15 protein-coding genes are annotated in these 24580 nt (G+C 46.4%); 3 read left to right on the top strand and 12 right to left on the bottom strand.

Going from position 1 to position 24580, the window contains the following annotated elements; translation table 11 throughout:
- Positions 1-136 precede the first annotated feature (136 nt).
- Positions 137-1456: a TolC family protein gene (locus tag ACZ5V1_RS13405; RefSeq protein ID WP_464389275.1), complete on the top strand. Its 1320-nt coding sequence runs from the start codon at positions 137-139 to the stop codon at positions 1454-1456.
- 82 nt (positions 1457-1538) lie between these two features.
- Positions 1539-2192, top strand: coding sequence for a hypothetical protein (locus tag ACZ5V1_RS13400; RefSeq protein WP_464389274.1), 654 nt, complete (start codon positions 1539-1541; stop codon positions 2190-2192).
- On the opposite strand, the gene ACZ5V1_RS13395 is transcribed toward ACZ5V1_RS13400, so the two are convergent.
- The gene (locus tag ACZ5V1_RS13395; RefSeq protein WP_464389273.1) at positions 2182-3600 is read right to left on the bottom strand and encodes a HAMP domain-containing sensor histidine kinase; all 1419 of its coding nucleotides are present in this window, start codon (positions 3598-3600) and stop codon (positions 2182-2184) included. The two genes, ACZ5V1_RS13400 and ACZ5V1_RS13395, sit on opposite strands and share 11 nt — an antisense overlap.
- Complete coding sequence (locus ACZ5V1_RS13390; RefSeq protein ID WP_464389272.1) at positions 3600-4289, bottom strand: response regulator; 690 nt, start codon at positions 4287-4289, stop codon at positions 3600-3602. Before ACZ5V1_RS13390 ends, ACZ5V1_RS13395 begins: the two co-directional genes overlap by 1 nt.
- A 472-nt stretch (positions 4290-4761) precedes the next feature.
- Between ACZ5V1_RS13390 and ACZ5V1_RS13385 the strand changes: the two genes are divergently transcribed.
- The gene (locus tag ACZ5V1_RS13385; RefSeq protein WP_464389271.1) at positions 4762-5649 is read left to right on the top strand and encodes an NAD(P)-dependent oxidoreductase; all 888 of its coding nucleotides are present in this window, start codon (positions 4762-4764) and stop codon (positions 5647-5649) included.
- A 505-nt stretch (positions 5650-6154) separates the two neighbouring features.
- On the opposite strand, the gene ACZ5V1_RS13380 is transcribed toward ACZ5V1_RS13385, so the two are convergent.
- The 10 genes from ACZ5V1_RS13380 to nifJ form a co-directional block, all read right to left on the bottom strand.
- Positions 6155-7972, bottom strand: a complete 1818-nt coding sequence (locus tag ACZ5V1_RS13380; protein ID WP_464389270.1) for a methyl-accepting chemotaxis protein — start codon at positions 7970-7972, stop codon at positions 6155-6157.
- Between the two features lie 370 nt (positions 7973-8342).
- Positions 8343-10487 (bottom strand): L-lactate dehydrogenase (quinone) large subunit LdhH, encoded by a 2145-nt coding sequence (ldhH, locus tag ACZ5V1_RS13375; protein ID WP_464389269.1) that lies wholly within the window; start codon positions 10485-10487, stop codon positions 8343-8345.
- A 2-nt stretch (positions 10488-10489) separates the two neighbouring features.
- Positions 10490-11086 (bottom strand): lactate utilization protein, encoded by a 597-nt coding sequence (locus ACZ5V1_RS13370; protein WP_464389268.1) that lies wholly within the window; start codon positions 11084-11086, stop codon positions 10490-10492.
- 318 nt (positions 11087-11404) lie between these two features.
- Positions 11405-12478: a DRTGG domain-containing protein gene (locus tag ACZ5V1_RS13365; protein ID WP_464389267.1), complete on the bottom strand. Its 1074-nt coding sequence runs from the start codon at positions 12476-12478 to the stop codon at positions 11405-11407.
- Between the two features lie 112 nt (positions 12479-12590).
- Positions 12591-13793, bottom strand: coding sequence for an acetate kinase (locus ACZ5V1_RS13360; protein ID WP_464389266.1), 1203 nt, complete (start codon positions 13791-13793; stop codon positions 12591-12593).
- A gap of 26 nt (positions 13794-13819) precedes the next feature.
- Positions 13820-15934: a phosphate acetyltransferase gene (gene pta, locus ACZ5V1_RS13355; protein WP_464389265.1), complete on the bottom strand. Its 2115-nt coding sequence runs from the start codon at positions 15932-15934 to the stop codon at positions 13820-13822.
- Between the two features lie 248 nt (positions 15935-16182).
- Positions 16183-17478, bottom strand: a complete 1296-nt coding sequence (locus ACZ5V1_RS13350; protein WP_160711683.1) for a (Fe-S)-binding protein — start codon at positions 17476-17478, stop codon at positions 16183-16185.
- Between the two features lie 4 nt (positions 17479-17482).
- Positions 17483-18868 carry an FAD-binding oxidoreductase gene (locus ACZ5V1_RS13345; RefSeq protein ID WP_464389264.1) on the bottom strand — a complete coding sequence of 462 codons (1386 nt, stop codon included), beginning with the start codon at positions 18866-18868 and terminating at the stop codon, positions 17483-17485.
- 183 nt (positions 18869-19051) lie between these two features.
- Positions 19052-20737: an L-lactate permease gene (locus ACZ5V1_RS13340; RefSeq protein WP_464389263.1), complete on the bottom strand. Its 1686-nt coding sequence runs from the start codon at positions 20735-20737 to the stop codon at positions 19052-19054.
- A 141-nt stretch (positions 20738-20878) separates the two neighbouring features.
- Complete coding sequence (gene nifJ, locus ACZ5V1_RS13335; protein WP_464389262.1) at positions 20879-24535, bottom strand: pyruvate:ferredoxin (flavodoxin) oxidoreductase; 3657 nt, start codon at positions 24533-24535, stop codon at positions 20879-20881.
- Positions 24536-24580 lie beyond the last annotated feature (45 nt).

Genomic DNA, 24580 nt, shown 5'->3' with positions numbered 1-24580 from the left:
TTGAGAAGTTATATTGAACCGCGTATATGAAAATAGTTGTAGGCAGGGCTTTGGGGGGAACATACCAAGTCATGTCTACTATTAGGGGGCTTGCTTTATTTTTGAGTAAGTGAGTGAACATATCAGGAGTGCTTTAATGAAAAGAATGTACGCGTTGTTAGTAATGACTGCGGTACTGTTGGGATGTGCAAGTGTTGCTTCAGCAGAAATTTCGTTGAAAGAGACAGTGCTTGCAACATTGAAAACATATCCGCGTATTGCTGCGCTTGAAAGTGAAAGTAAGGCTGCAAAGCAGGATAACAGATCTGCATGGGGTGGGTATCTTCCTGACGTAGATGCAAGAGGTTCATACGGACCGACACAGCATGATAGTCCTACCACTCGTAATGAGGGCAGAGAAGACGAATGGCGCGGAGCACTTGAAGGCCGTGTCAGCATTACTCAGCTTCTTTATGATGGTCGGTTTACCCAGAGTCGCGTTGAGCGTACTGAGGCCTCATACAAATCTTCACAGAGCCAGATCATAGATGCTGGTGAACGATTTGGTCTTGATGCTGTTATTGCACACCTTACCGTAATCCGGAATAAGGCTCTTGTTGAGCTTGCAGAAGATAACGCACAGCAGTACCGCGATATTCTTGTTTCTATGCAGGAACTCGTTGATGCCGGCGGCGGCAGTGTTGCTGACCTTACCCTGACTCAGGGTCGTTTGGCTCGTGCTCTTGCAACACTTGCTACACAGCGTAGTGAGTATGAAATTGCTGTTGCACAGTACACACGCTTGACCGGTATGGATCCGGAAGAGCTCGAAGATGTAGAAGTTTCTGATGCTGCACCAGTTGATATTGAAACAGCATTCATGCGTATGCAATCAGAAAACCCACGCCTCGATACTCGTAAACACGAGCTTGATGTGGCTCAGGGACTCATCGACGAACGCGAATCGTACTACTATCCTAAATTTACCGGTGAAGGTTCATACAACTACACTGAAGAAATGCAGGGTGTAACAGACTACACCACTGATTTCCGCTTTGCTGTAGTAGGTTCATGGAATCTGTATAACGGTGGTAGCGACCTCGCTGCAACCCGTGCTGCAGTTGCACGTAAAGTGACTGCTCATGAAGATTTCCGTGATACCATTGATGAGCTTTACAGACAGGTTGCTGCAACCTGGAGTGAACAGCAGGCTGCATACGAACAGGTTGAACAGTACAACAGTGCTGTTGGCTTCAACGTTGAAACACGTGACGTATACGCCCAGCAGTTTACTGTTGGACAGCGTACCTTGCTTGACGTTCTTGATGCAGAAAATGAATTGTTTGTTACCCGTGGACGTCTGGTGTCAGCAAAAGTGAACGTTCTTATTGCTTCCTACCGTCTGCTCGCCCTTGGTGGCGGACTTGTACCTTCCTTTGGTTTACAGGCATCTGATTACGTTTCAGTGGCTGAATAGTACAAGAGTGAATTGAATTTGAAAGTGGGGGGGAGAGAAATCTCTCCCCTCTTTTTTTATGTGAAATTTATGAGGAAGGACGATGATGAGCACTCATGATCTTTCAGTAGAAGTTTATGCAGGGGCATCTGCACTGGATTTTGATAAGCAGTTTGCAGGAGCGCAAAAACGTATTTTCCTGCATGCAGCAATTTACAATCGCTTTGCAGAGAATGCTGCTGTGAGTAATGCGCTTGAGTCTGCTCTGGATTGTCCTGATGTTACTTTGCAGGCTGTGCTGTTGCCCGTGTGGCGTGATATCGTCTGGATGGATGCTGCATGTCAGTTAGTGCGTCCCGAGGGCTCCCGTGATGAAATGCTGGAAAAGGCAGAGGTGTCCCGAGAGTTTTTCGTGCGGTTGGCAAAAAAGTATCCACAGCAGGTCACAATATATGAATGCAAAATCTTTCCCGCGTTTCCGCTTGTGATTGTGGATGAGACTATTTTTTGCGGCCATTACGCACATTCGCAAGTGTTGGCACCGGAAGGGTTATGGATGCAACTAGCTGTTCCTACAGAGTTATTGCGACATTTAGCTGATACCACAGCGCATTGTTTTGAGTACAATGCAGACTGCGAACATCAACTGCGCATACAAAAGCTGCGCAAGAAGAAAGATATGACACCGCATGAGCGGGCAGTCTTTAGATATATTCAGGAATGGGAAGAGGCAAAGGGTGCGGTGATTACGTCGTAGAAGTTGTCTTTTGTTCTGCAAGAGCGCGTGGGAGCGTTATGCGGAACAGTATTCCGTGTGCGCGGTTTTCAGCACTAATGGTACCATCATGTTGCTCGGCAACTTTTGAGACAAGGGCAAGTCCTAACCCTGTGCCGGGAACATTTTCGCCTTCAGCGCGGGAAAACGGTTCAAAAATAGAAACAAGCTCCGCAGACGAAAGCGTACGATAGAACGAGTTGAAAATTTCGACACTGACTGTTCGTGAACTTGAGAACGTTGCGGCTCTGATCGTTCCTTTATCTTTTGAAAACTTGAGCGCGTTTGACATCAAATTGCTGATAGCAAGATTTACCATTGGATAATTGCAGGTAATGACGCAATCATGCGAAAAGTTTGTCTGCACTACGAGTGCTTTTCGTTCAATAATCGGTGCACTTTTGCGCAATAATCGTTGAACAGTATCGGTGAGGTCACAGGCACCAATTTCGCCGATCTGCGTGTTAAGTTCCATTTTAGACAGCTTGAGAATTTCTTCAATCATCCCATCTAATTCAGCGACTTCACCTCGAATAGAGTTTAAATGCTTGATGACATTTTTATAGTCGTGTTGCTCACAGCTAAGGTATGCCAGTTCTTCAGACATTTGGATTCTTGTAAGCGGACTGCGCAGTTCATGCGAGATATTGGCTGTGAGTTCGTGCCGAAAGCGTGTCATCTGCTCAAGGTTGTCTGCCATAATATTGAACGTGCGGGAAAGGCGGCCCACTTCATCGTCATCAACAGGCACAACACGTTCGGAAAGATCACCGGTTGCAAAGTTAATTACTTTTTCTTCTAAATCCTTAAGCGGGCGTAGTGTCCGCCTAATTAACGGAAGCACAATCAGCCCGATCAGAAGACCGGTTCCAGCGGTAGGCACGAGGAAATCTATAAGAATTTTATGCGAAGGCCACGTTGTCTGCTGTACAATGGCAATCTTACCTTTGCCGTTCCATAATGAAATCGGAAAAATAAGCACTTGCAGTTCGTCTGTTTCTAAAGAGCTGAAAAAAGCAAGCTGGATGTTATCCTTGAGCGTTTTGGACGAAAAAAGAGTGTGGTCGGGGATAACCGTATCTGGGCTGGTGATGATGCCGCCACTAGGTGTGACAACCCACAGATACTCGGCTTGAAGTGTGTGCTGCAAGCCGGGTAGTATCTGTGAGATTTCGCGCGAAGTTGCTGCTCCCTCAGGGTGCGGAACAACGTTCAGGCAAGCGAATTCAGTATTGAGCAGCGTCGAGATCATCGGAATAGAGCGGACGATAGACCGTTCTGCGTCCCGATGCATCGTTATGGAGAACAGGATGACATAAATTGCTAAGCTGAGCGCAAGAATTAAAAGAAATGTTGCGGTCAGCTTAGCAGAAATAGACTTGAGTACCATTAGTCGCTCAGGAACATGTACCCTTTGCCCCACACTGTGCGGATGCGGTGAGCATGCTCGTTGTATGGCTTTAAAATGTTACGTAGTTTAGATATGTGTACATCAATACTACGGTCATAGGCATTAAATTCACGTCCCCAGACCTTAGTCATAAGATCGTCACGGGAGAATTCGTGATTCGGACTGCGCATGAGCTCTGCCATGAGCTTTGTTTCTGTTGGAGACAATGTAATGTGTTCATTGTCGATAACGAGAATTTGTCTACTTGCTTCTAGTGCAAGGCCAGCACATTCGATCTGATGTGAAGTTATTTTGGCTGTGCTGTTGTCGAAACGGCGTAAAATAGCTTTAATGCGGGCTAGAAGTTCGCGTGGGTTAAATGGTTTTGAAAGATAGTCGTCTGCACCTAATTCCAGACCTACAATACGGTCTGCGTCGTCCCCGCGTGCGGTAAGCATAATGATCGGGATAGTAGATTCCGTGCGGATATCGCGAAGGACTTCAAGACCGTCTTTGCCCGGAAGCATGACGTCAAGAATGATAAGGGACGGAGCTATGTTGCGGATGCTTGAAAGAGCATCGTGTCCATTAAGAATGGATACAATGTTAAAACCTGAATTTTCTAAATATTCAGTTAAGAGATCTTGCAACTTCGCATCGTCATCGATGATAAGGATTGTTTGTTCCATGGATAGTGCACTTGGTTATGTTGTTTCGTGTCTGTAAAACACACGTTTTTTGGGAAAATACCAATGTTGCAGTAGGGGGCCGATTACTAAAGTGAATATTGTAAAAAGTGCTTTAGTAAATGTCGGAGGACAACATTGGTTAGCAAGTGTAAATATTACGTTGTTAAATGATTCCCGATAACAGAAAAAGAGTGCGTTACGCGCTCTGGTGTGATGATTGAAAGTAGTTAGTTATCAGGTAAATTGCTTTTGGGTTATATAAGAAAAAAGTATAGAAATAAATACGCAAGCTGCAATTGTATAAAATACATTGTAACGTAAGAATATAATTATATCTTATGACCCGATAAAAAGTAATATTATGTAATTGTCTTACCTTTATGCCATAACTCTATTTGTTTCAATGGGATACATTTATTGTTTTAAAATCAAGGTAAGATTGAGTGTCTCTATAGCATGTTACGGAGGATGAATGAGTATTGCATCAAAGCGCATTGGGTGGATTGGGACAGGCGTAATGGGTAAATCAATGTGCAAACATTTGATAACATCTGGTTGCACTGCCTTCGTATACAATCGTAGCGCAGAAAAAGCGAAAGAACTTACCGACCTCGGTGCAACTCTTTGCAGTTCACCAGCTGAAGTTGCAGCCAAAAGTGATATTGTTTTTACAATTGTAGGGTTTCCTCAAGATGTCGAAGAAGTCATCCTTGGAGAAAACGGTGTTATTGCAAATGCTAAAGAAGGTACAATTGTTGTAGATATGACAACATCTACCCCTTCACTTGCTAAACGCATTGCAGAAGTTGCTGCAACTAAAAACATGGCAGCACTAGATGCACCAGTATCCGGTGGAGACTTAGGCGCACGCGAAGCCACTTTGGCAATCATGGTTGGTGGTGATTCCGCAACATACGCTACAATGCTTCCATTTTTTGAAGCAATGGGCAAGAACATTCAACGAATGGGCGAAGCCGGAGCAGGACAACACTGCAAAATGGCTAACCAAATTTTGATTGCAGGAACAATGATCGGCACCGTTGAGTCCCTTCTCTATGCAACAAAAACAGGAATGGATTTGGATCAAGTGATCGATGTGATCGGCAGCGGCGCAGCTGGTTCGTGGTCAATTAACAACCTCGGCAGACGCATCGCCAAAAAAGATTTTGATCCCGGTTTCTTCATCAAGCATTTTGTAAAAGACATGGGCATCGCGCTTGAAGAAGCTGCAAACATGAATTTATCCCTCCCAGGACTTGCAATGGCTAATCAGTTCTACGTAGCTGCAAAAGCTCAAGGACTCGAGAACCTTGGTACGCAGGGTCTGTACAAAGTCTTTGAAGCAATGAATCAGGCTTAGTCTTGTGATATGGCTCTAGGTTTTGCCCTTGAGGAGTCTTCGACGAACCTACGGTGTTTGCCGCTTTGCTATCGCTTTCCGTAATCTCTCGTACCTCGAGAACGGCTACCGTTCCGGCGGCTTAAGAACCCTGTTACACTGTCGCTTTCTGTAATCTCTCGTACCTCGAGAACAGCTACCGCTTTGGAAAAGGGCTTCTTAAGAATCTCCTAAAACTTTTATCTGCGAGGTTAACCCGTTGTTTTTATAACCTCGCGGCTTATGCATCACTACCTTTCTAAAAATTAAAAAGGCTGTCCTTCATATGAGGGACAGCCTTTTTTATATCTCTAGTCAGTGAAATGAAGCCGCGCGAAAAATTTTTCTACGGGATTTCATCGCATAATAAAAAGTTTTGAAGGGGGTCTGGGGGAAACTTTGCAAAAAGTTTCAGCCCAGCCGCCGGAGGCAATAGTCTCCTGACAAAGCGTCGCAGACTTGCCAACGGCGTTGCAGCTACCGCAGATTAATTGGCAGCTTCTTCCTTGAGTTCGTAAATAATCTCCTGAAGATTTCGTGCTTCGTCGTGCAGTGCAGAAACACTTTGCTCGGCGTTGCCAGCCATAGCGCGTGACTCGTTCGCAATGGCATTAATTTCTTCAATTGATCGTGTAATTTCTTCAGATGCTGCTGATTGTTCTTCAGCTGCGGTTGCGATTGACTGAACTTGTGCTGCGGCAGCATCGGCCATATCAACGATAGATTCCAGCATTTCACCAGAAACTTGTGAACGCTGTGCCGTGGATTGCATTGCTTCCGCAGATTCTTCCATGCCTTTGATGTTCTTTTGTGCAAGCTGTTGGATAGTGCTGATGCTGCTGCCAACTTCGCTTGTTGCACCCATGGTTTTTTCTGCGAGCTTACGTACTTCATCCGCAACAACAGCAAAACCACGGCCTGCATCGCCTGCGCGGGCTGCTTCGATTGCTGCGTTAAGTGCGAGCAGGTTAGTTTGGTCAGCAATATCGTTAATGATGGTCATTACCTGACCGATTGCATCAGATTCTTTACCCAGCTGGTTCATGTTGTTCTGTAGAATGCTGGTGATTTTTTGCAGATCGGTAATAGCAGTAATGGTGTCATTAACAACGGTCTGACCTTCTGCGGCCTGACGTCTGGAGCGTTCTGTACGTTCTGCTGCATCGCTTGCATTGCGGGCAACTTCAAGCACGGTCGCGTTCATTTCTTCCATTGCCGTTGCAGTTTCACTGATACGTGTGAGCTGAACATCTGCCCCTTTTTCAAGCTGACGACTTGTGGCCGCAAGGTCTGTTGAGCTGGCGTTAATACTGCCTACCAAACCAGTAAGACGCTCTGCTGCGGTGTTAATACCTTCGCTTGTAGCAACTGATGCTTGCTGCATTGCTTCTTCAGCTCGTGCTGCTGCCTCGCGAGCGATTGCTGCCTGCCGGTTTGCTTCTTTTTCTTTAACTGCCATGTCATTAACGTTTTCACGTAATGTTTCTGCCATGATAGTAAGGGATGCTTGCAAATCAGCGATTTCGTCATTCCCTTCAGTCTCGATTGTGACATTAAGATTTCCGTGTGCAATTTCCTGAGCAACCTTGTTCGCCTGTAAGACTGGAGTAACGATAGAACGAACAAGGAAAAGACAGAATGGAGCGAATCCGAGTAAAAGAATAATGCCAATGATAGTCATCTGGAAAAGCATGTTCTTTTTCATGGCGCTATCAAATTGATTTTGAAGCATTTGCTTATGCTTTTCGATGTTATCGATGTAAACGCCTGTTCCAATCCAATAAGGCGTTCCTTTGATCATTTCAGCATAAGCAAGTTTCGGCTGGTCGCCTTTTCCCGGTTTGTTGAAAACGTATTGTACAAAATTGCCACCGGAAGCAGCAGCATTTTTTAATTCTCGAACAAAGTATACGCCGTTTTTATCTTTTACCTGACCAAGATCTTTACCAATAAGAGACTTTTTGGTCGGTAATGCGACGTTGGTTGTGCCCTCGTAAATGAAAAAATATCCTGAACTATCTTTCTTAAAACGAGGTTTTTCCACTGTATTTTGCATAATGCTATACTGTGTTTCTTTATCACTTATTCCAGAGAGTTGGGAGCTAATGGCGAGTGCTAAAGAATGTGTTGCGACTTTAAGTGTTTCTTTTTCTCCATTAAGCATAACTTCTTGCAAGTGGAGAACTGCGTCGTCATTTGATTGCATTGTTGAGCGAGCATTAAACAGAAGTATTCCTAAAATGAACAACAGAAAAACTGTAAGAAGTAGAAATACTCTTGCCTTAATTGTAATCTTCCTAAACATGTAGCCCCCTTGAGTAATAAGTCCATATCGTACGGTGGATACATTCTTATCGGCAGGGTAGAGCTAATGTTAATGACTGCTTTGAAAAAACATGTAAACAAAACAGTAAGTTGTTATTGCTGACTTGTGTTTTGAGCTGTTTGTTATTGTTATTATAGGTAATTATAGAGACTGGTTAACAGCCTACGTTAGGGAAATGTTAGAGTTTGGTGCGCACGCAGAAAGAGCAACTAAAAGTGAGTAAGTGAATGCTTGCACATATGATACGTTTGATTTGAGTATTTGACGTGAATATTACAGTGCAACTGCATAAAAAAAGAAGGGCGCATAAGCGCCCTTCTTTATAGGTAACTGGAGAAAGTGTTGCAGATTACTTAAGGTTTTCTGCAAGAAGCTCAGCAATGTGAGTTACTTTCATGCCGTTATCACGGACATTGGAACCACCGCGCAGGTGCAGGAGACAACCCGGGCAGTCAGCAACAAGGCGTTTTGCTTTAGTTGCTTCAATGTTGGTGAGTTTTTTATCCAGAAGGGTAGAGGAAAGTTCTGGGAATTTAACGGTAAATGTACCGCCAAAGCCACAACAAACATCTTCTTCTGCGGAAGGAGCGTATTCGCCAGCCATGTCGATAAGGTTACGAGGCTGCTCAATTACTTTGAGTTCACGACAAAGGTGACAAGATGAGTGGTATGCAACTTTTTCGTCAGATTTGTTGAAGTCGTCAGTGGTAACACCGAGAACATCATGAACGTAAGATGAGAAGTCGATGATCTTAGCAGAGAAACGTTTTACCTTTTCTTTGTAATCACGGTCGCTTTCAAGCAGTTCAACGTAGCTTTCTTTCAAGTGGGAAGCACAGGAAGCACAGAGAGTTACGATGTAATCGCAGTTAGTGCCTTCAAAAGCATCAACGTTCTGTTTAGCAACGTCGATGGTAACCTGTTTTTCACCCATCATCTGCACTGGAAGACCACAACAGCTCTGCTCCATTGGGTAGTCGATAGCAACGTTATGGCGAGCCATAACTTTTACTGCTGCTTCCATCTGCTCTGGGTATACAAAATCCTGAACACAGCCGGAGAAAAGAGCAACACGGTGTTTAGGGTTGTGTACCATTGGCTTGATTTCGCTGAAGCGATCACGGAACGGTTTATCTGCAATAGTCGGGAAAGAACGGAAGCCCTGATCTTTCATAAACATGAGTGGTAAGTGGCGCAGGTATGGACCTTTTTTCATAGGTGTCTGAGCCCATTTACCAAAGCGAAGCAGGGAGTGGAACAGTTTGCGGTTTTTGAGAACTTTACCAAGAAGGGTAGTCTCAATAGGCATTCCGCTGTCCTGGTTGATGCGTGCACGGAGTTCTTTAATAAGACCCGGCAGATCGATGCCACCTGCACAAATGCTTTTACAAGCACCGCAGTTGATACAGTTGTGTACGAGGTTCTTTGCTTTTTCTTCACCGTGGAAGAAGTAAGTAAGAATGAGGCCGATTGCGCCAATGTAGATGTGACCCATTTTGTGACCGCCAACAAGACGGTAAACAGGACAAACGTTCGCACAAGCACCACAGCGTACGCAGCGGAAAATCTGAGAGAACATTTCATCTTCAGCAATTTTAGAACGACCGTTATCAAGGAATACGATGTGCATTTCTTTTTTCTGGTCTTCTGCGATTGCGCATTCGTTCGCACCACCGATCCAAGTTACGTAAGAGGTCAGAGTCTGACCAGTTGCGTTACGTGGAAGAACTTTCAGCGCGGTAAGAGCGTCAGTAAGTTTAGGAACGAGTTTGTCGATACCAGCGATTGCAACGTGAATACGTGGTGCAGTAGTGGTCAGACGTGCGTTACCTTCGTTAGTTGCGATACCGATGTGGCCGTTTTCTGCAACACAGAAGTTAGCACCGGAGATACCCATGTCTGCATCAGCAAAATCACGACGTAATTCCTGACGTGCAACTTTGGTCAGTTTTTCAGGGTCCGGCTCAAGCTCGCGACCGGTTCTTGCGGAGAACAGATCCTGTACCTGATAACGGGAAAGGTGAATCGCAGGCATAACCATGTGGGATGGACCCTCATGACGCATCTGAATGATCCATTCACCAAGGTCAGTTTCAACAACTTCGTACTTCTCGTCTTCGAGGTAGTGGTTAAGAAGTGTTTCTTCAGAGGTCATGGATTTTGACTTGATGATTTTCTTAACATTGTTGTCTTTTGCAATTTTAGCGATCAGAGCGTTAGCTTCTTCAGCATCTTTTGCAAGGTGAACATGCACACCGCGTTTTTCAGCTTCTTCGGTGAACTGCTTCAAAAGAGCTGCGTTGTTTTTTACAGCGTAGTCTTTGCAATCAGCAATTTTTTTGATGAGAACTGGCTCATTGATATCTGCAAAAGCCTTTGCACGGTTGATACGGTAACCGACTGCAAATGCGTCCATGGATTTACGCAGAAATTCGTTATCAAGAGCTTCCTGCATGTCTTCGCGGTATTCTTTAAGATTATTAGCGTTATGCATGATTAGTCCTCCAGGAGAAGAATGTGGAGTTCGAGTGGGCCGTGTGCACCGATAGCAAGTGTGCGTTCGATGTCAGCTGTACGGCTTGGGCCAGTGATGAATGCGGTGTAAGCAACGCCGTCCATCAGTTCGAGCAGAAGTTTCTCTGCTGCGATGGAGTCCTCGTACAAACTGGCAACAGAAAGCACAGCGATGTGTGTTTCGGAAACCATAGTAGCGAGGCGCAGTTCTTCTCCGTTGGACTGCTGAACAATGGAACCTGTGTCGCACAGGCCGCCGTCAGCAATGGTAAATCCTGCGTCGATGCCAGCCATGTGGCCGCGCATGCCGGATTTGATGAGTTTTACGCTGGTGCCTTCACAAGCTTTTGCGAGAGCTGCGTACTGGTCATCGGAAAGTTCTGGTGCAGCCAAGATCTTTTCATCAGAAAATTCTGGCTGTGCTGCGTCTGGGCTGGAAGGAATAAGAAGTTCGCATGGACTTTTTTCAGCAACATACTTTGCAGCGTATGCAAATGCTTCATCCATGGATTTGATGCTGGTAACTTTAGCCGCTACCAGTTCTGCTTTTTCAGTAAAAAGCTTTTTCAGGTCGCTCATGTGACACTCCTGAGACTATGGCGTTCCAAAGAACACCGCTGGACATACCCTTCACCGCTGCATCCTGAAATAAATCAGGCGGTTTTGGTGTATGCAGAACAGCAACCGTAATGGTTGTGAATCTCCTCATCGGATGAATGTCGTACAGAATTCGGTCTTCCGGACAAATTCAGCAAAGCGGCAACAAGTATGCTTTGCTCGTACGGTACACTCAACTTTTCTACTGTGTTCTAGAATGACAGCAGAAAAGAAATGCATATGCAGTAATGCAATCCGTACTTGATTTGTGGCAACTGATTCGGCTGGCTGGGCGTAATGCTATTCTGACTTCTCAGACAGTTTTCGACAAAGCCTATTGTAGTTAAACGCGTTATCAACAAGTTCAGCGCCGCGTTTAATTTTAACCAGTTCACGAAGTTTTTGGCTGTTCAAAATGAGTTCCATACGTCTTGCGACAGTATATGTATCATCTGAAACCTGAATAACAGGCACACCAAGCTGTTCGGAACGAGCACGTACAATCTCGTTAGGAGTAATGTTGCCTGTCACGATAAGACAAGGGCAGCCACCTTCCATAGCGATAAGCTGTAAGTCTGTTCTGTCACCACCAACAATGGTGGCAAGATTGGATGACTGGCGGAAATATGTCATGAAGTTTTCCACCTGCATTGTACCAATCAAGAAGCTTTGAATTATCCGCTGGGATTGTGAATTACCTGAAATAATTTTTCCTTTAAGGCGCCATGCGAGTTCTGATGCTTTAATAGCGTTAAGCATAGGGTCGCGTGGGACCGTTCCGAATACATCGACGTCGTTCTTTTCTAAGAAAGGAACAAGGATGTCTTCAGTATCGCGTGAAAAATCTTCCGGTACGTCGTTAAACAGTACTCCGAGCATATCGTCGCCGAGCGTATTTTTGATATTGAGAATAGCATCATAATTGAGCCTGTCCCGGCGATAACGATCAACGAGTAATGTTTTTAATCTTAGCGTCTTCGACAGTGTAATCCCATCCACACCCCTATGGGTTCCGGTATACTGGATGGATCCACAACCGCCGACGAGCATAACGTCTTTGTCTTTGGAAATGGTGTTGTAGGCACTTTGGATGGCAGCCAAAGCGTCTGTTTCATCTGAGAGGGTAGTGGCTCTCAGGTTGTTTGGAATAATTACCGGCGTAAGTATATCCGGAGAAATCTCTAGACCGAGAAGTTCCTGGATGACGATGGCGTCCTCATCTCCGAAAACATCATCTACTCGTTTGGGAAGTGACCCCACAGGCTTCATATAACCCACACGCATGCCGCGTCGTTGCATTTCCAGCCCTAAGGCCATCAATACAATATTTTTACCCGCAAATGCGTCTGTAGAACCTATGTAAATTCCGATCATGTATTCCCTCCGAAGATGCTTCGGGATATACCTCTTTCGGCAAAATGGCAAATGCCGGAGCAGAAACCGGCACGTTTCTGCTCCGGATTTTTATCGCAAATAAACTGAAATACTAGGCGAGTACTTTTACAGTAGCCTGAGCGATTTCGAGTTCTTCGTTTGTTGGGATAATAAGAACTTCAGTTTTACCACCGTCGTTCAAAGAACGTTCAGTACCGCGACGGGTATTGTTTTCTTTGAGATCAATGTTGATACCGAAGAGGTCCATGTCAGCACAAACCATTTCGCGAACGATTTCGTCATTTTCGCCGATACCAGCGGTAAATACGATAGCGTCAACTTTGCCGAGTGCAGCAATGAAAGAACCAACGTATTTCTTGATGCGGTAAACGAACATGTCGAGAGCTGTTTTTGCTTTTTCGTTACCTGCGTCTACTGCTGCGTGGATGTCACGCATATCGCTCATGCCGCAGATACCGTAGAGACCGGATTCTTTGTTCATGAGTGTATCCATTTCTGCACCAGTGAGACCTTTACGGTCCATGATGAAAGGAACGAGTGCAGGGTCGATATCGCCACAACGGGTACCCATCATGAGGCCTTCGAGAGGTGTGATGCCCATGGTGGTGTCAACGCATTTGCCTGCTTTAACAGCAGACATGGAGCAGCCGTTACCGAGGTGACAAATAACGAGGTTAAGGTCTTCAGGTGCTTTACCGAGGAATTTAGCTGCCTGTTTAGCAACGAAACGGTGGGAAGTACCGTGGAAACCGTAACGACGGATTTTGAGATCTTCGTAAAGGTCGTAAGGAAGCGGGTAGAGGAATGCTTTCTCAGGCATGGTCTGGTGGAATTCAGTATCGAAAACACCAACGTTAGGAGTGCCTGGGAAAAGATGTTCACAAACTTCAATACCAGCAAGGTTTGCAGGGTTGTGCAAAGGACCGAGTGGAATGTATTTGCGAATGATATCTTTTACTTCGTCAGTTACTTTAACGGATTCTTTGATCTCTTCGCCACCGAGGAGTACACGGTGACCGATTGCGTTGATCTCAGATTTGTCTTTGATTACGCCGTCGTTTTCGTCTGTAAGAAGTTCAACAACACGTTTCATAGCAGTTTCATGATCTGCAAACGGTTCGTCGATAACAACTTTGCGTTCGTTGTCTGTATCTGGAGCGAGCTTGTTAACAAGCTTACTCATATCCTGACCGATACGTTCTACGAGACCGGAACAAAGTGCGGTTTCGTTTTCCATATTGATCAACTGAAATTTAAGAGAAGAAGAGCCGGAGTTAATTACGAGTACGTTCATCTATTTTATCCTTTAAAATGGCTTGGCTAGATAAGCCCTTTTTCTGCCTGTGCCTGAATTGCTGTAATGGCAACAGTGTTTACAATATCTGCTACGGTGCAACCGCGAGATAAGTCGTTAACAGGCTTATTGAGTCCCTGCAAGACTGGACCGATTGCTACGGCATTTGCAGCTCGCTGTACAGCCTTGTAAGTGTTGTTGCCAGTGTTGAGATCAGGGAAGATAAATACAGTGGCCTGACCGGCAACTTCTGAATCAGGAAGCTTAGTAGCAGCAACGTCTGCATCGATCGCAGCATCATACTGGATTGGGCCTTCCAACATGAGATGAGGAGCGCGTTCTTTTGCAATTTTTGTTGCTTCAATAACTTTTTCTACGTCTGCACCTTTACCGGAAGAACCAGTAGAGTAGGAAAGCATTGCAATGCGTGGGTCTACATTGAAGATGCGTGCAGTGTCAGCAGAACCAATTGCAATTTCAGCAAGCTGGTCAGATGTAGGGTTCGGGTTAACGGCGCAGTCACCGAATACGAGAACACGATCTTTCAGGCACATGAGGAATACGGAAGAAACAATAGAAGCTTCCGGTTTGGTTTTAATAAACTCAAACGCAGGGCGGATTGTGTGGGCAGTGGTGTTAACCGCACCGGATACCATGCCGTCTGCATCGCCTTTTTTAACCATCATGGTGCCGTAGTAAGTGGTATCACACATGGTGTCACGAGCGTGCTCCATGCTGATGCCTTTCTTTTTACGTGCCTCGAAGTAGGTTGCTACGTAGTCTTCAAATTCAGGGGCAAGTTCCGGCTGAATAATGGTAACATCAGAAAGCTGAAGACCTAAATCAGAAATTTTCTGCTTAACAACCTCAAGGTTGCCGAGGAGAATGATTTCTGCAACACCGCGACGGTTGAGCATTTCTGCCGCACGCAAAATGCGCTCTTCCTGGCCTTCAGGGAGAACAATACGCATTTTGTTGGATTTAGCCTTCTGGATAAGGTTAAATTCAAACATCTTCGGAGTAATTTTTTCAGATTTACGGGAGATAACGCGACGGGAAACTTCCGCTGTGTCTACGTTGTCTTCGAAAATACCGAGAGCAGTTGCAACGCGGCGGCTGTCCTGCGGGTCGATGCGTCCGTAAAGCTGGTTGAGAGCCTGAATAGCAAGGTAGGTGTGCTGTTTTACGCTGATTACAGGAATCGGAGCAGCAGACCAGCCTTCTACGAGGCGACGAACATTCTTTGCCATTTCAAGACCACCGGTCAGTACGATACCGGAGATATCCGGGTACGCGGAAGACATACGGGATGCGAGAGTAGCAATGATGATGTCAGAACGGTCACCAGGGGTGATAACGAGGCTGGCTTCTTTTACGTAATCGAGGAAGTTGCCAATCTGCATTGCGGCAATGCACAGGTCGTCAACACGAGTATCAAGGCGATCCTGACCGTAAACAACTTCACCGTCGAGCCACTCAGCCACGTCTTTCATGGTTGGTTTGCTCAGGGTAGGGTCTTCAGGGATGATGTAGACAGCAAGTGCTTTATCAGCATCATCTTTAGTAGCGACCTGGGAAATGATGTCAGCGCAATGCTCGGAAGTTACTTCTGCACGGTTGATAACAGCAGCAACAATGTCGAGTCCTTTGTCTTCAAGGGAATCGAGTGTGAGCTTGGTAGAACTGATAATTTCTTCACAGTCCTGTTTCTGGCCGTTGATAACAACAAGAACAGGAGAGCCTAAGTTAGCGGCAATGTCTGCGTTGAGATCGAATTCGAAAGCTGCATCTTTACCAAGGAAGTCAGTTCCTTCGCAAAGAACAAAATCGTATTTGTTGGCAAGCTGGGTGTATTTGTTCAGGATATTCTCAAGCAGGATGGAACGCTGACCGTTATTGATCAGTTCACGAGCCTGATTGAGGGTGTACGCGTAGGTATCCTCATATGGGATATCCATGCCGAAGTATTCAAGAATGAGGTTAATATCGTGGTCTTTTTTGCCATTTTCATCATCGTTGATGATCGGGCGGAAGAACGCAACTTTTCTGATGTCTTTGGTGAGCAATTGCGTCATGCCGAGGACAACAGCAGATTTACCTGTTCTTGCTTCGGTAGCTGTAATGTAAAGGTTATGGGACACGAGGACTCCTTGCATATCCACTGATACTAGCCAATTTTATCGAACCTGCATCCCCAGAACCGCTTTCTGAAGGATACTTTCTGCAGACCGATGACAAACCCGTACACTGCGCTATTGCGGTATAAAATTCAAGCCTTTACGCAGAGTGACTTGCGTAGAAGACCGAACGATACCAGATAGGCAATGTACGGATTTGTTTCAGTCTGTAAGTTCAGGACTTCGTCACCGAACCATAAATCGCTAAGCGACTACAGGGTTTCAGCGTAGAGTTCGATGCTATGCTTCACTTCCACGTCGTCGCGGTTTTGTGAAAGCATATCGTTCATCTGCATCATACAAGCTGGACAGCCTGTTGATACAATCTGAGCACCGGTATCAACAATGTTGTTACGCTTACGTCCACCGATCTTTTTAGAAAGATCGTAATGGTATAATGTAAAGGTACCGCCACATCCACAGCAACGGTCAGCTTCGTCCATTTCTACCAATTCGTAGTTGTTATTCATGCGGATAAGGTCGCGTGGCTGTTCAGCTACGCCGAGGCCCTTCTTAAGGTGACAAGAGTCATGGAAGGTTACCTTTTTTCCGCCTTTAGGAGTTTCGCCTTCCGGCTTAACACCAAGGACGTCAACGAGGAATTCGTTGATATCCATTGCCTTAGCGGCAATCTTTTCAATTTTTTTCTGTACGTCGGCCGGGTACTCTGTACCGTACTTAGGCCAGTATTTCATGATGGTGGAAATACAGGAACCGCAAGGGGCGATAATATAATCGTACTCGCCCTCTGCAAAGATTTCCGCATTGTATTTTACCATCTTGTCATAGGCTGCTTTATCGCCTGCTGAAAGAGCAGGGATACCACAACATGCCTGTGTTGCAGGCATCCAAACGCCAACGCCGTGGTGTTTGAATACTTTAAGGCATGCTTCACCCATGTTGGTGTACATTTTATCTGCTACACAACCCGGGAAGAAAAGAACTCGGAGACCGGATTTTCCGGCAGGAGTATCAATAGTTCCGTATTTAGCGTGCAGGGATTTAGTAGCAACCGGATTAAAATGACGGTTACCGATAAATGGCTCGAGCAAAGGTGCTTTACGGGTAGCCTGAGTTTCAGATGCTTTTGAAGTCATAAGGTTCTGGAATTTAGAACCGAAATCAAGAAGCATGTTGAATAACTTAGGGTTACCAACCATACCGCGCAGTACCATTTTCTTCACTGGGGAAAGGCCCATGTACTCGTTAACGATGCTACGAGCCTTAATGAAGATATCACTGATTTGTACGCCGGATGGGCAGTTAGCGCCGCAAGAACCACAAAGCAGACAACGGTTCAGAGCTTCCTGAACGCCTTCTGCGTCGTTAATAAGTTCTGCTGCAAGACGCTCGAGCAGGGCAATTTTACCACGGGTTACGTCAGACTCCCTCATAGTTTCGGAGAAAACTGGACATACAGCCTGACACATGCCGCACTTCATGCAAGCAACCATCTGGTCGTCCAGCTCCTGAAGGAGCTTCGCTAATTTAGTAAGATCTGCTGACATATTACTAACCCGCGATGATTTTGCCAGGGTTAAGGATGTTGTTAGGATCGATCGCACGCTTCATATTGAGAGAGTAGTCAATAGTTGCGCGGGAAGTTTCCTTTTCCATCCACTTAGATTTCGCCATGCCGATACCGTGCTCGCCGGAAAGAGTCCCTTTGAGAGAAAGAGCTACATCAAAGATGTTATCAACAGCTTCTTCTACACGGTGGAATTCTTTTTCATCGCGACGGTCACAAAGAATAGTAGGGTGCAGGTTACCATCGCCAGCGTGGCCGAAAGTACCGATTGCAAGGTCGTATTTCTTTGCGATGTCGTTGATTGCTGCAACCATTGCAGGAATCTGGGAGCGAGGCACTGTAGCATCTTCAAGAACAGTGGTCGGCTTTGCGCGAGCAAGAGCTGGCAGCGCGTTACGACGAGCTTCCCACAGTTTAAATTTCTCATCAGCATCTTTTGCAACGTGAACAGCGGTTGCGCCAGATTTAGTAAGACATTTTTCAACGAGAGCGGCTTCGTCTGCTACCTGACCCGGGTGGCCATCTACTTCGATAAGAAGAATAGCAGCTGCTTCTACAGGAAGACCAGCTTTGGTGTATGCTTCAACGTGCTTAAGAGCTGCCTGATCCATGAACTCGAGAGTACAAGGAACAACGTGTGCAGCGATGATGGAAGCAACAGCTTCAGAAGCTTTGTTAACATCGTCAAATACAGCCATCATAGCTTTAGAAGCTGCTGGTGGCGGAGTAAGTTTGAGGATGATTTCGTTGAATACACCAAGGGTGCCTTCAGAAGCAGCCATAAGACCAGCAAGGTTGTAGCCGGTTACGCACTTAACAGTACGGGAACCAGTTTTAACGAGCTGACCGTTAACATCAAAAAAGTCCATGCCCATAACGTAGTCTTTAGTTACGCCGTATTTGAGACCACGAAGGCCACCGGCGTTTTCTGCTACGTTACCACCGATAGTGGAAACAGCCTGTGAACCCGGATCTGGAGGGTAGAACAGGCCGCGTTTTGCAACTGCCTGCGCAAACTGAGCTGTAACAACACCAGGCTGAACTACAGCGTAAAGATCTTCTTCGTTAATTTCGAGGATCTTGTTCAAGCCGTTGGTGAGAACAACAATGCCGTTACGTTTGTCAGGGATGGTACCACCGGAAAGGTTAGTGCCAGCACCGCGAACGGTAATAGGACAGTTGTTTTCGTTACAAAGAGCGATAACTTTGCCCAGTTCTTCAGAATTGGTCGGGCGAACAACCAATGCAGGGGTTACAGGATCGAGCACAGCGGAGTCATAAGAGTATGCCTGGCGCTCTGGCTCTGAAGTAAATACGTTTTCACTGCCTACTACGGCTTCAAATTCTTTAGTCAATGACGCACTAATCACGGAGTTCTCCTCAATAATCATGTTGTCTAAATCGGTAACAGTCTGTTCACAATAAACCGGCAACAAACAGACTGACCGTACCTTTTAAAAAACGGGGCACACTTCCGCAGTAGCCCCGTTCTTCAATACACTAGCAAGAAAAGCTGGAGACAGCCGCAGGGACTGTCTCCGGCAATGTATACTCTAGAAGAGGGTCGGGAACATTACGATGCAAGCTGATACCATGATACCAACTACGATACCGTACAGGAGGAAAGGACCAGCGGTACGGCGAAGGATGGCGCCTTCACGACCGGAGAGGCCTACAACTGCACAAGCTGCAACGATGTTATGGATACAAACCATGTTACCCATGCCACCACCAACTGCCTGAGCAGCAACGATAAGCTGACGAGGTAAGTCAAGCTGAGTTGCCATTCCCCACTGGAATTCAGCGAAGAGAAGGTCAGATACGGTGTTGGAACCGGTAATAAATGCACCTAAGCCACCAACGAAGGATGCAAACATAGGCCATGCACCACCGAAGATGTTAGCTGCAACTTCCGCCAATGCCAGAGGCATGGAAGGAAGACCTGCAGGGTTGTTAGCGGAAAGACGGAAGATAGATACCAATGCTACTGCGAATACGAGAGCGATGGCAGGGTTCTTCATCTTAGCGATAGCTTCAGTCCAAGCTTTCTTGGTGTTCTCGCCACTCATGCCGTGGAGGCCGATGGTGATGATAGCAACAAGTACGAATGGAATGGTACCTGGCAGGTAGAGGTATTTAATAGCGTTTTTAATTTCAGGGTGACCAAGGAAGCCAGCGTCGAATCCGATAGATACGCCTGCGAGCATGCCTTTAAGGCCGAGTTCTGGAATACGGGTGATAACGAGGATCGCACCGATAAGAATGTAAGGAAGCCATGCACGGAACTGAGACATATGAGCAGTAAAGTCGGTTGAACCGCCGCCTTTCATATCGCCAGTCCATTCTGGATCCCATTTGTTGTGATCACCAAAGTCAAAGTGATCTTTAGGCATGCAGAAACCGTTTTTAGCACCAAGAATGATAATACCGAGACCTACGAGACCACCGATAAGGGATGGGAACTCAGGACCTACGAGCCACGCGAATGAGAGGTAAGGTACGAGGAATGCTGTAGATGCAAAGAGACAGAATTTCCATGCGCCAAAGCCTTCTTTCCAGCTGCGGTTCGGCCCGAAGTAACGGGTGATGAAACCAAGCATGAAAATAGGAAGGATGTAAATCATAGGTGTGTTGAAAACAGTTGCCCACTGGCCGATTACAGCATTGAACTGATCAGCAGATGCAAAGTTGAGACCTGGGATGCCAGCGGCAACAGCCTGGTCTACGAGTGGACGAACGTATTTAAGACCGAGAATAACCGGAGTACCAACAGCACCGAAAGTTACTGGGAAAGAGTTAAATACGAGACAGAGAACTGCTGCTGCAAGCGGCGGGAAGCCGAGAGAGAGGAGCAGAGGTGCAGCCAGAGCAGCTGGTGTACCAAATCCTGCCGCGCCTTCGATGAAAGCTGCGAACATGAAACCGATGATGATTGCCTGAACGCGGCGGTCACCGGAAATCTGCTGCATACCGTACTGAATAGTTTCCATACCACCGCTGTACTGCAGTGTGTAAAGAATAAGAATCGCACCAAAAACAATGATCAGTACGGAGATTGCTGTGATAAGACCGTGGAAGGACATTGCAGCTACGTAGCTTGCATCAAGTCCCCAACCAGCCATAGCACCAAGAACAGCACATGCCCAAGCAACAGGCATAGCCTTAGTTGCAGGCCAGCGAAGGCCTACCATCAAAATAAGAGCTGCCAGAATAGGCAAAATAGCAAACATCGCCAACATAATAAAACGCTCCTCATTTAGGTTGTTAGCAACCGTATCCGTTTATCCACCATTAAAACGGATACGATTGAATAAAAAGGTTCCCGGGTCGGGCTTCCGCTCCCTTGCCGGGAACCTTTAACAGCTTAGTTAGCTACGATGCTATTTAGCGTCGCGGCCGTCGTCACAAGCGTCGCCTGTGCCTTCTTTGCCTGATGTTTCTGCGTCCTGTGGCATTTCACAATGCTCAGCAGAAGCTGCTTCAACGGTGTCGTTAGCTGCTTCAACAGGAGCTACTGCGATACCAGGAAGGTCGCTCAGGGTCTGGAAGTACTGGTGACGTTTGAGGTAATCTTCCTCAATCTGAGCGCGGAGGCGCTTAGATTCTTCAGGTGCGATCTTTTCAAGCAGAGCGTAGCGGTTTTCACCGGAAAGGAACGCCTGCATGTCACCGTTAGGTGTTTTAGATTCGTACATGAATGGGTTTTTACCTTCGTCAGCGAGAACTGGGTTGTAGCGGTAAAGCGGCCAGTAACCAGTTTCAACTGCGATTTTTTCTTCTTCGATGGATTTGCCCATACCTTTACGGATACCCTGGTTAATACAAGGTGCGTAACAGATAACGATGGACGGACCGTCGAATGCTTCAGCTTCTTTAAATGCTTTCAGAACCTGGTTCATGTTTGCGCCCATAGAAACGGATGCAACGTAAACGTAGCCGTAAGACATTGCGATAAGGCCGAGGTCTTTTTTACCTACTTTCTTACCGGAAGCTGCCATTTTCGCGATGGAGCCGAGTGGGGTAGCTTTTGAAGACTGACCACCGGTGTTGGAGTACACTTCGGTATCCATTACGAGAATGTTGATGTCTTCGCCGGAAGCGAGAACATGGTCTACACCGCCGAAGCCGATGTCGTATGCCCAGCCGTCACCACCGAATACCCATACGGATTTTTTGGTGAGAAGGTCAGCCATGTGGTAAATCTCATGTGCAGCAGCACTGTGATCAATACCAGCTTCGATAAGTGCGAGGATTTCTTCGCCAGCTTCAGCAGATGCTTCGCCCTGATCTTTAACTTCGATCCAAGCTTCAAGAGCACCTTTGAACTGTGCGTTTTCAACAGTGTCGATAGCTTTTTTAACAACGTCTTCAAGTTTGTTGCGACGCTGTGTGTAAGCCATGCCCATACCGTAACCAAATTCAGCAGCATCCTCGAAGAGGGAGTTACCCCAAGCAGGACCGTGACCGTTTTTGTTTACAGTGTACGGGGTGGTAGGTGCAGATGCACCCCAAATTGAAGAACAACCAGTTGCGTTTGCAATGATCATACGTTCGCCAAACATCTGTGTGAGAAGCTTAACGTATGGTGTTTCACCACAACCAGCACATGCGCCGGAGAATTCCATCAGGGGCTGCTGGAACTGAGAGCCTTTGAGTGAATCACGGGTCATGATGGAGTCTTTAATTTCAATCGCTTCTTCTGCGAAAGCAAGGTTAGAAATCTGATCGTCGAGCTGAGTCTCGATCGGTTTCATAACGAGTGCTTTTTCTTTAGCAGGACAAACGTTCGCACAAGAACCACAACCGAGGCAGTCTTCTGCGTAAACCTGGATGCGGTACTGGAGACCTTTTACTTCTTTGCCTTTAGCATCGAGAGTAGTGAAGGTAGCAGGAGCATCTGCGAGTTCTGCTTCAGTAGCGAGTACTGGGCGAATTGCAGCGTGAGGACAAACGTAAGCACAGCGGTTACACTGAATGCAGTTGTCCTGTACCCATTCTGGTACGAGGATAGCTACGCCACGTTTTTCAAATGCTGCAGTACCAACTGGGAAGAGTCCGTCTGGTTCGAAAGCGGAAACAGGAAGTTTGTCACCGTTCTGAGCAAGGATAGGACGTACAACGTTGGTAATGAATTCTGGAGCTTCGCCTTCTGTTGCACAAGCATCAGATGCGGTAGCCCAGTCAGCAGGGATTTTGATTTCAACAAGAGCGCCGGCAGCTTTATCAACAGCCTGAACGTTCATGTTAACGATGTGATCACCTTTTTTGCCGTATGCTTTCTTAATAGAATCTTTAAGGTAAGCAACTGCCTGCTCAAAAGGAATAACGTCAGCAAGCTTAAAGAATGCAGTCTGCATAACCATGTTAATGCGACCGCCAAGACCTACTTCAGTCGCAATCTTAACTGCGTCAATGTTGTAGAACTTGATGTTCTTTTCTGCGAGTGAGCGCTTCATGGAAGCAGGAAGATGTTCGTTCAACTCTTCTGGAGACCAGTTAGAGTTCAGTACGAAGATACCGCCGTCCTTGATACCATCAAGGAGGTCATACTGGTTAACGTATGCAGACTTGTGACAAGCAACGTAGTCAGCAGCGTTAACGAGGTATGTGGACTGAATCTTTTCGTTACCGAAACGAAGGTGAGACACAGTGAAGCCGCCGGACTTTTTGGAGTCGTAAGCGAAGTAACCCTGTGCGTACATGTCGGTGTTGTCACCGATGATTTTGATAGCCTGCTTGTTAGCACCAACAGTACCATCAGCACCAAGGCCGAAGAACTTACACTGAACAGTGCCAGCAGGTACGGTGTCGAGTACTTTACCAACAGTAAGAGAAGAACGGGTAACGTCGTCGTTAATACCAACAGTGAAGTGGTTTTTAGGACCGGTTACTTTCATGTTCTCGTAAACTGCGAGTACGTCAGCAGGAGTGAATTCTTTAGAACCGAGACCGTAGCGGCCGGAAAGAATCACTGGCATTTCGCCGTGTTCTTTAAATGCTGCACAGATGTCAAGGTAAAGAGGATCGCCGATAGAACCAGGTTCTTTAGTACGATCAAGTACGGTGAAGATTTCTGCAGAAGCAGGAATAACTTCGAGCATGTGCTTGATGGAGAACGGACGGTAAAGACGAACTTTAAGAAGGCCTACTTTTTCACCTTTTTCGGTAAGGTAGTTAACTACTTCTTCAATAGCTTCGTTACCGGAGCCCATACACACGATTACGCGTTCTGCGTTTTCGTGACCAACGAACTCAAAAGGTTTGTAGGAACGGCCGGTGATGCTTTCAACTTTAGCCATTGCATCGATAACTGCTTCAGGAATAGCATCGTAGAATGTGTTGCAAGCTTCACGTGCCTGGAAGTAAATATCTGGGTTCTGAGCGGTACCACGAAGATGCGGGTGCTCAGGATTCATTGCGTTCTGACGGAAAGCTTCAATTTTCTCGAAGTTAACTACTTTTTTGATGTCTTCGTAGTCGATAACTTCAATTTTCTGGAGCTCATGAGAAGTACGGAAACCGTCGAAGAAGTGACAGAAAGGAACGCTGGTTTCGATTGCTGCAAGGTGAGCAACGAGAGCCATGTCCATAGCTTCCTGAACGGAGTTGGAACATAAGAAAGCAAAGCCAGTCTGACGACAAGCCATTACGTCCTGATGGTCACCGAAGATGGAGAGTGCATGTGAAGCGAGAGCACGTGCAGATACATGGAAAACGCCAGGGAGAAGCTCACCAGCAATTTTGTACATGTTAGGAATCATGAGCAGAAGGCCCTGAGACGCTGTAAATGTAGAAGTCAGCGCGCCTGCTGCGAGACAGCCGTGTACCGCGCCAGCCGCACCAGCTTCGGACTGAAGCTGACGGACGGAAACTGTCTGGTCAAAAATGTTTGTTTTGCCGGCAGCAGCCCAGTCGTCTGCAGCTTCTGCCATGTTGGATGATGGAGTGATCGGGTAGATCGCAGCCGTGTCACTCAGTGCGTACGCGATATGCGCGGCAGCAGTGTTACCATCCATTGTTTTCATAATCTTGGCCATTAGAGTAACTCCTTTATGTAGCCTGAAAGCATGTGGGTCATGCTG

The organism is Halodesulfovibrio oceani subsp. galateae (genome assembly GCF_055397225.1).
The sequence above is the reverse complement of the archived record's forward strand: the minus strand, read 5'-3'. Positions and strand labels throughout refer to the sequence as shown.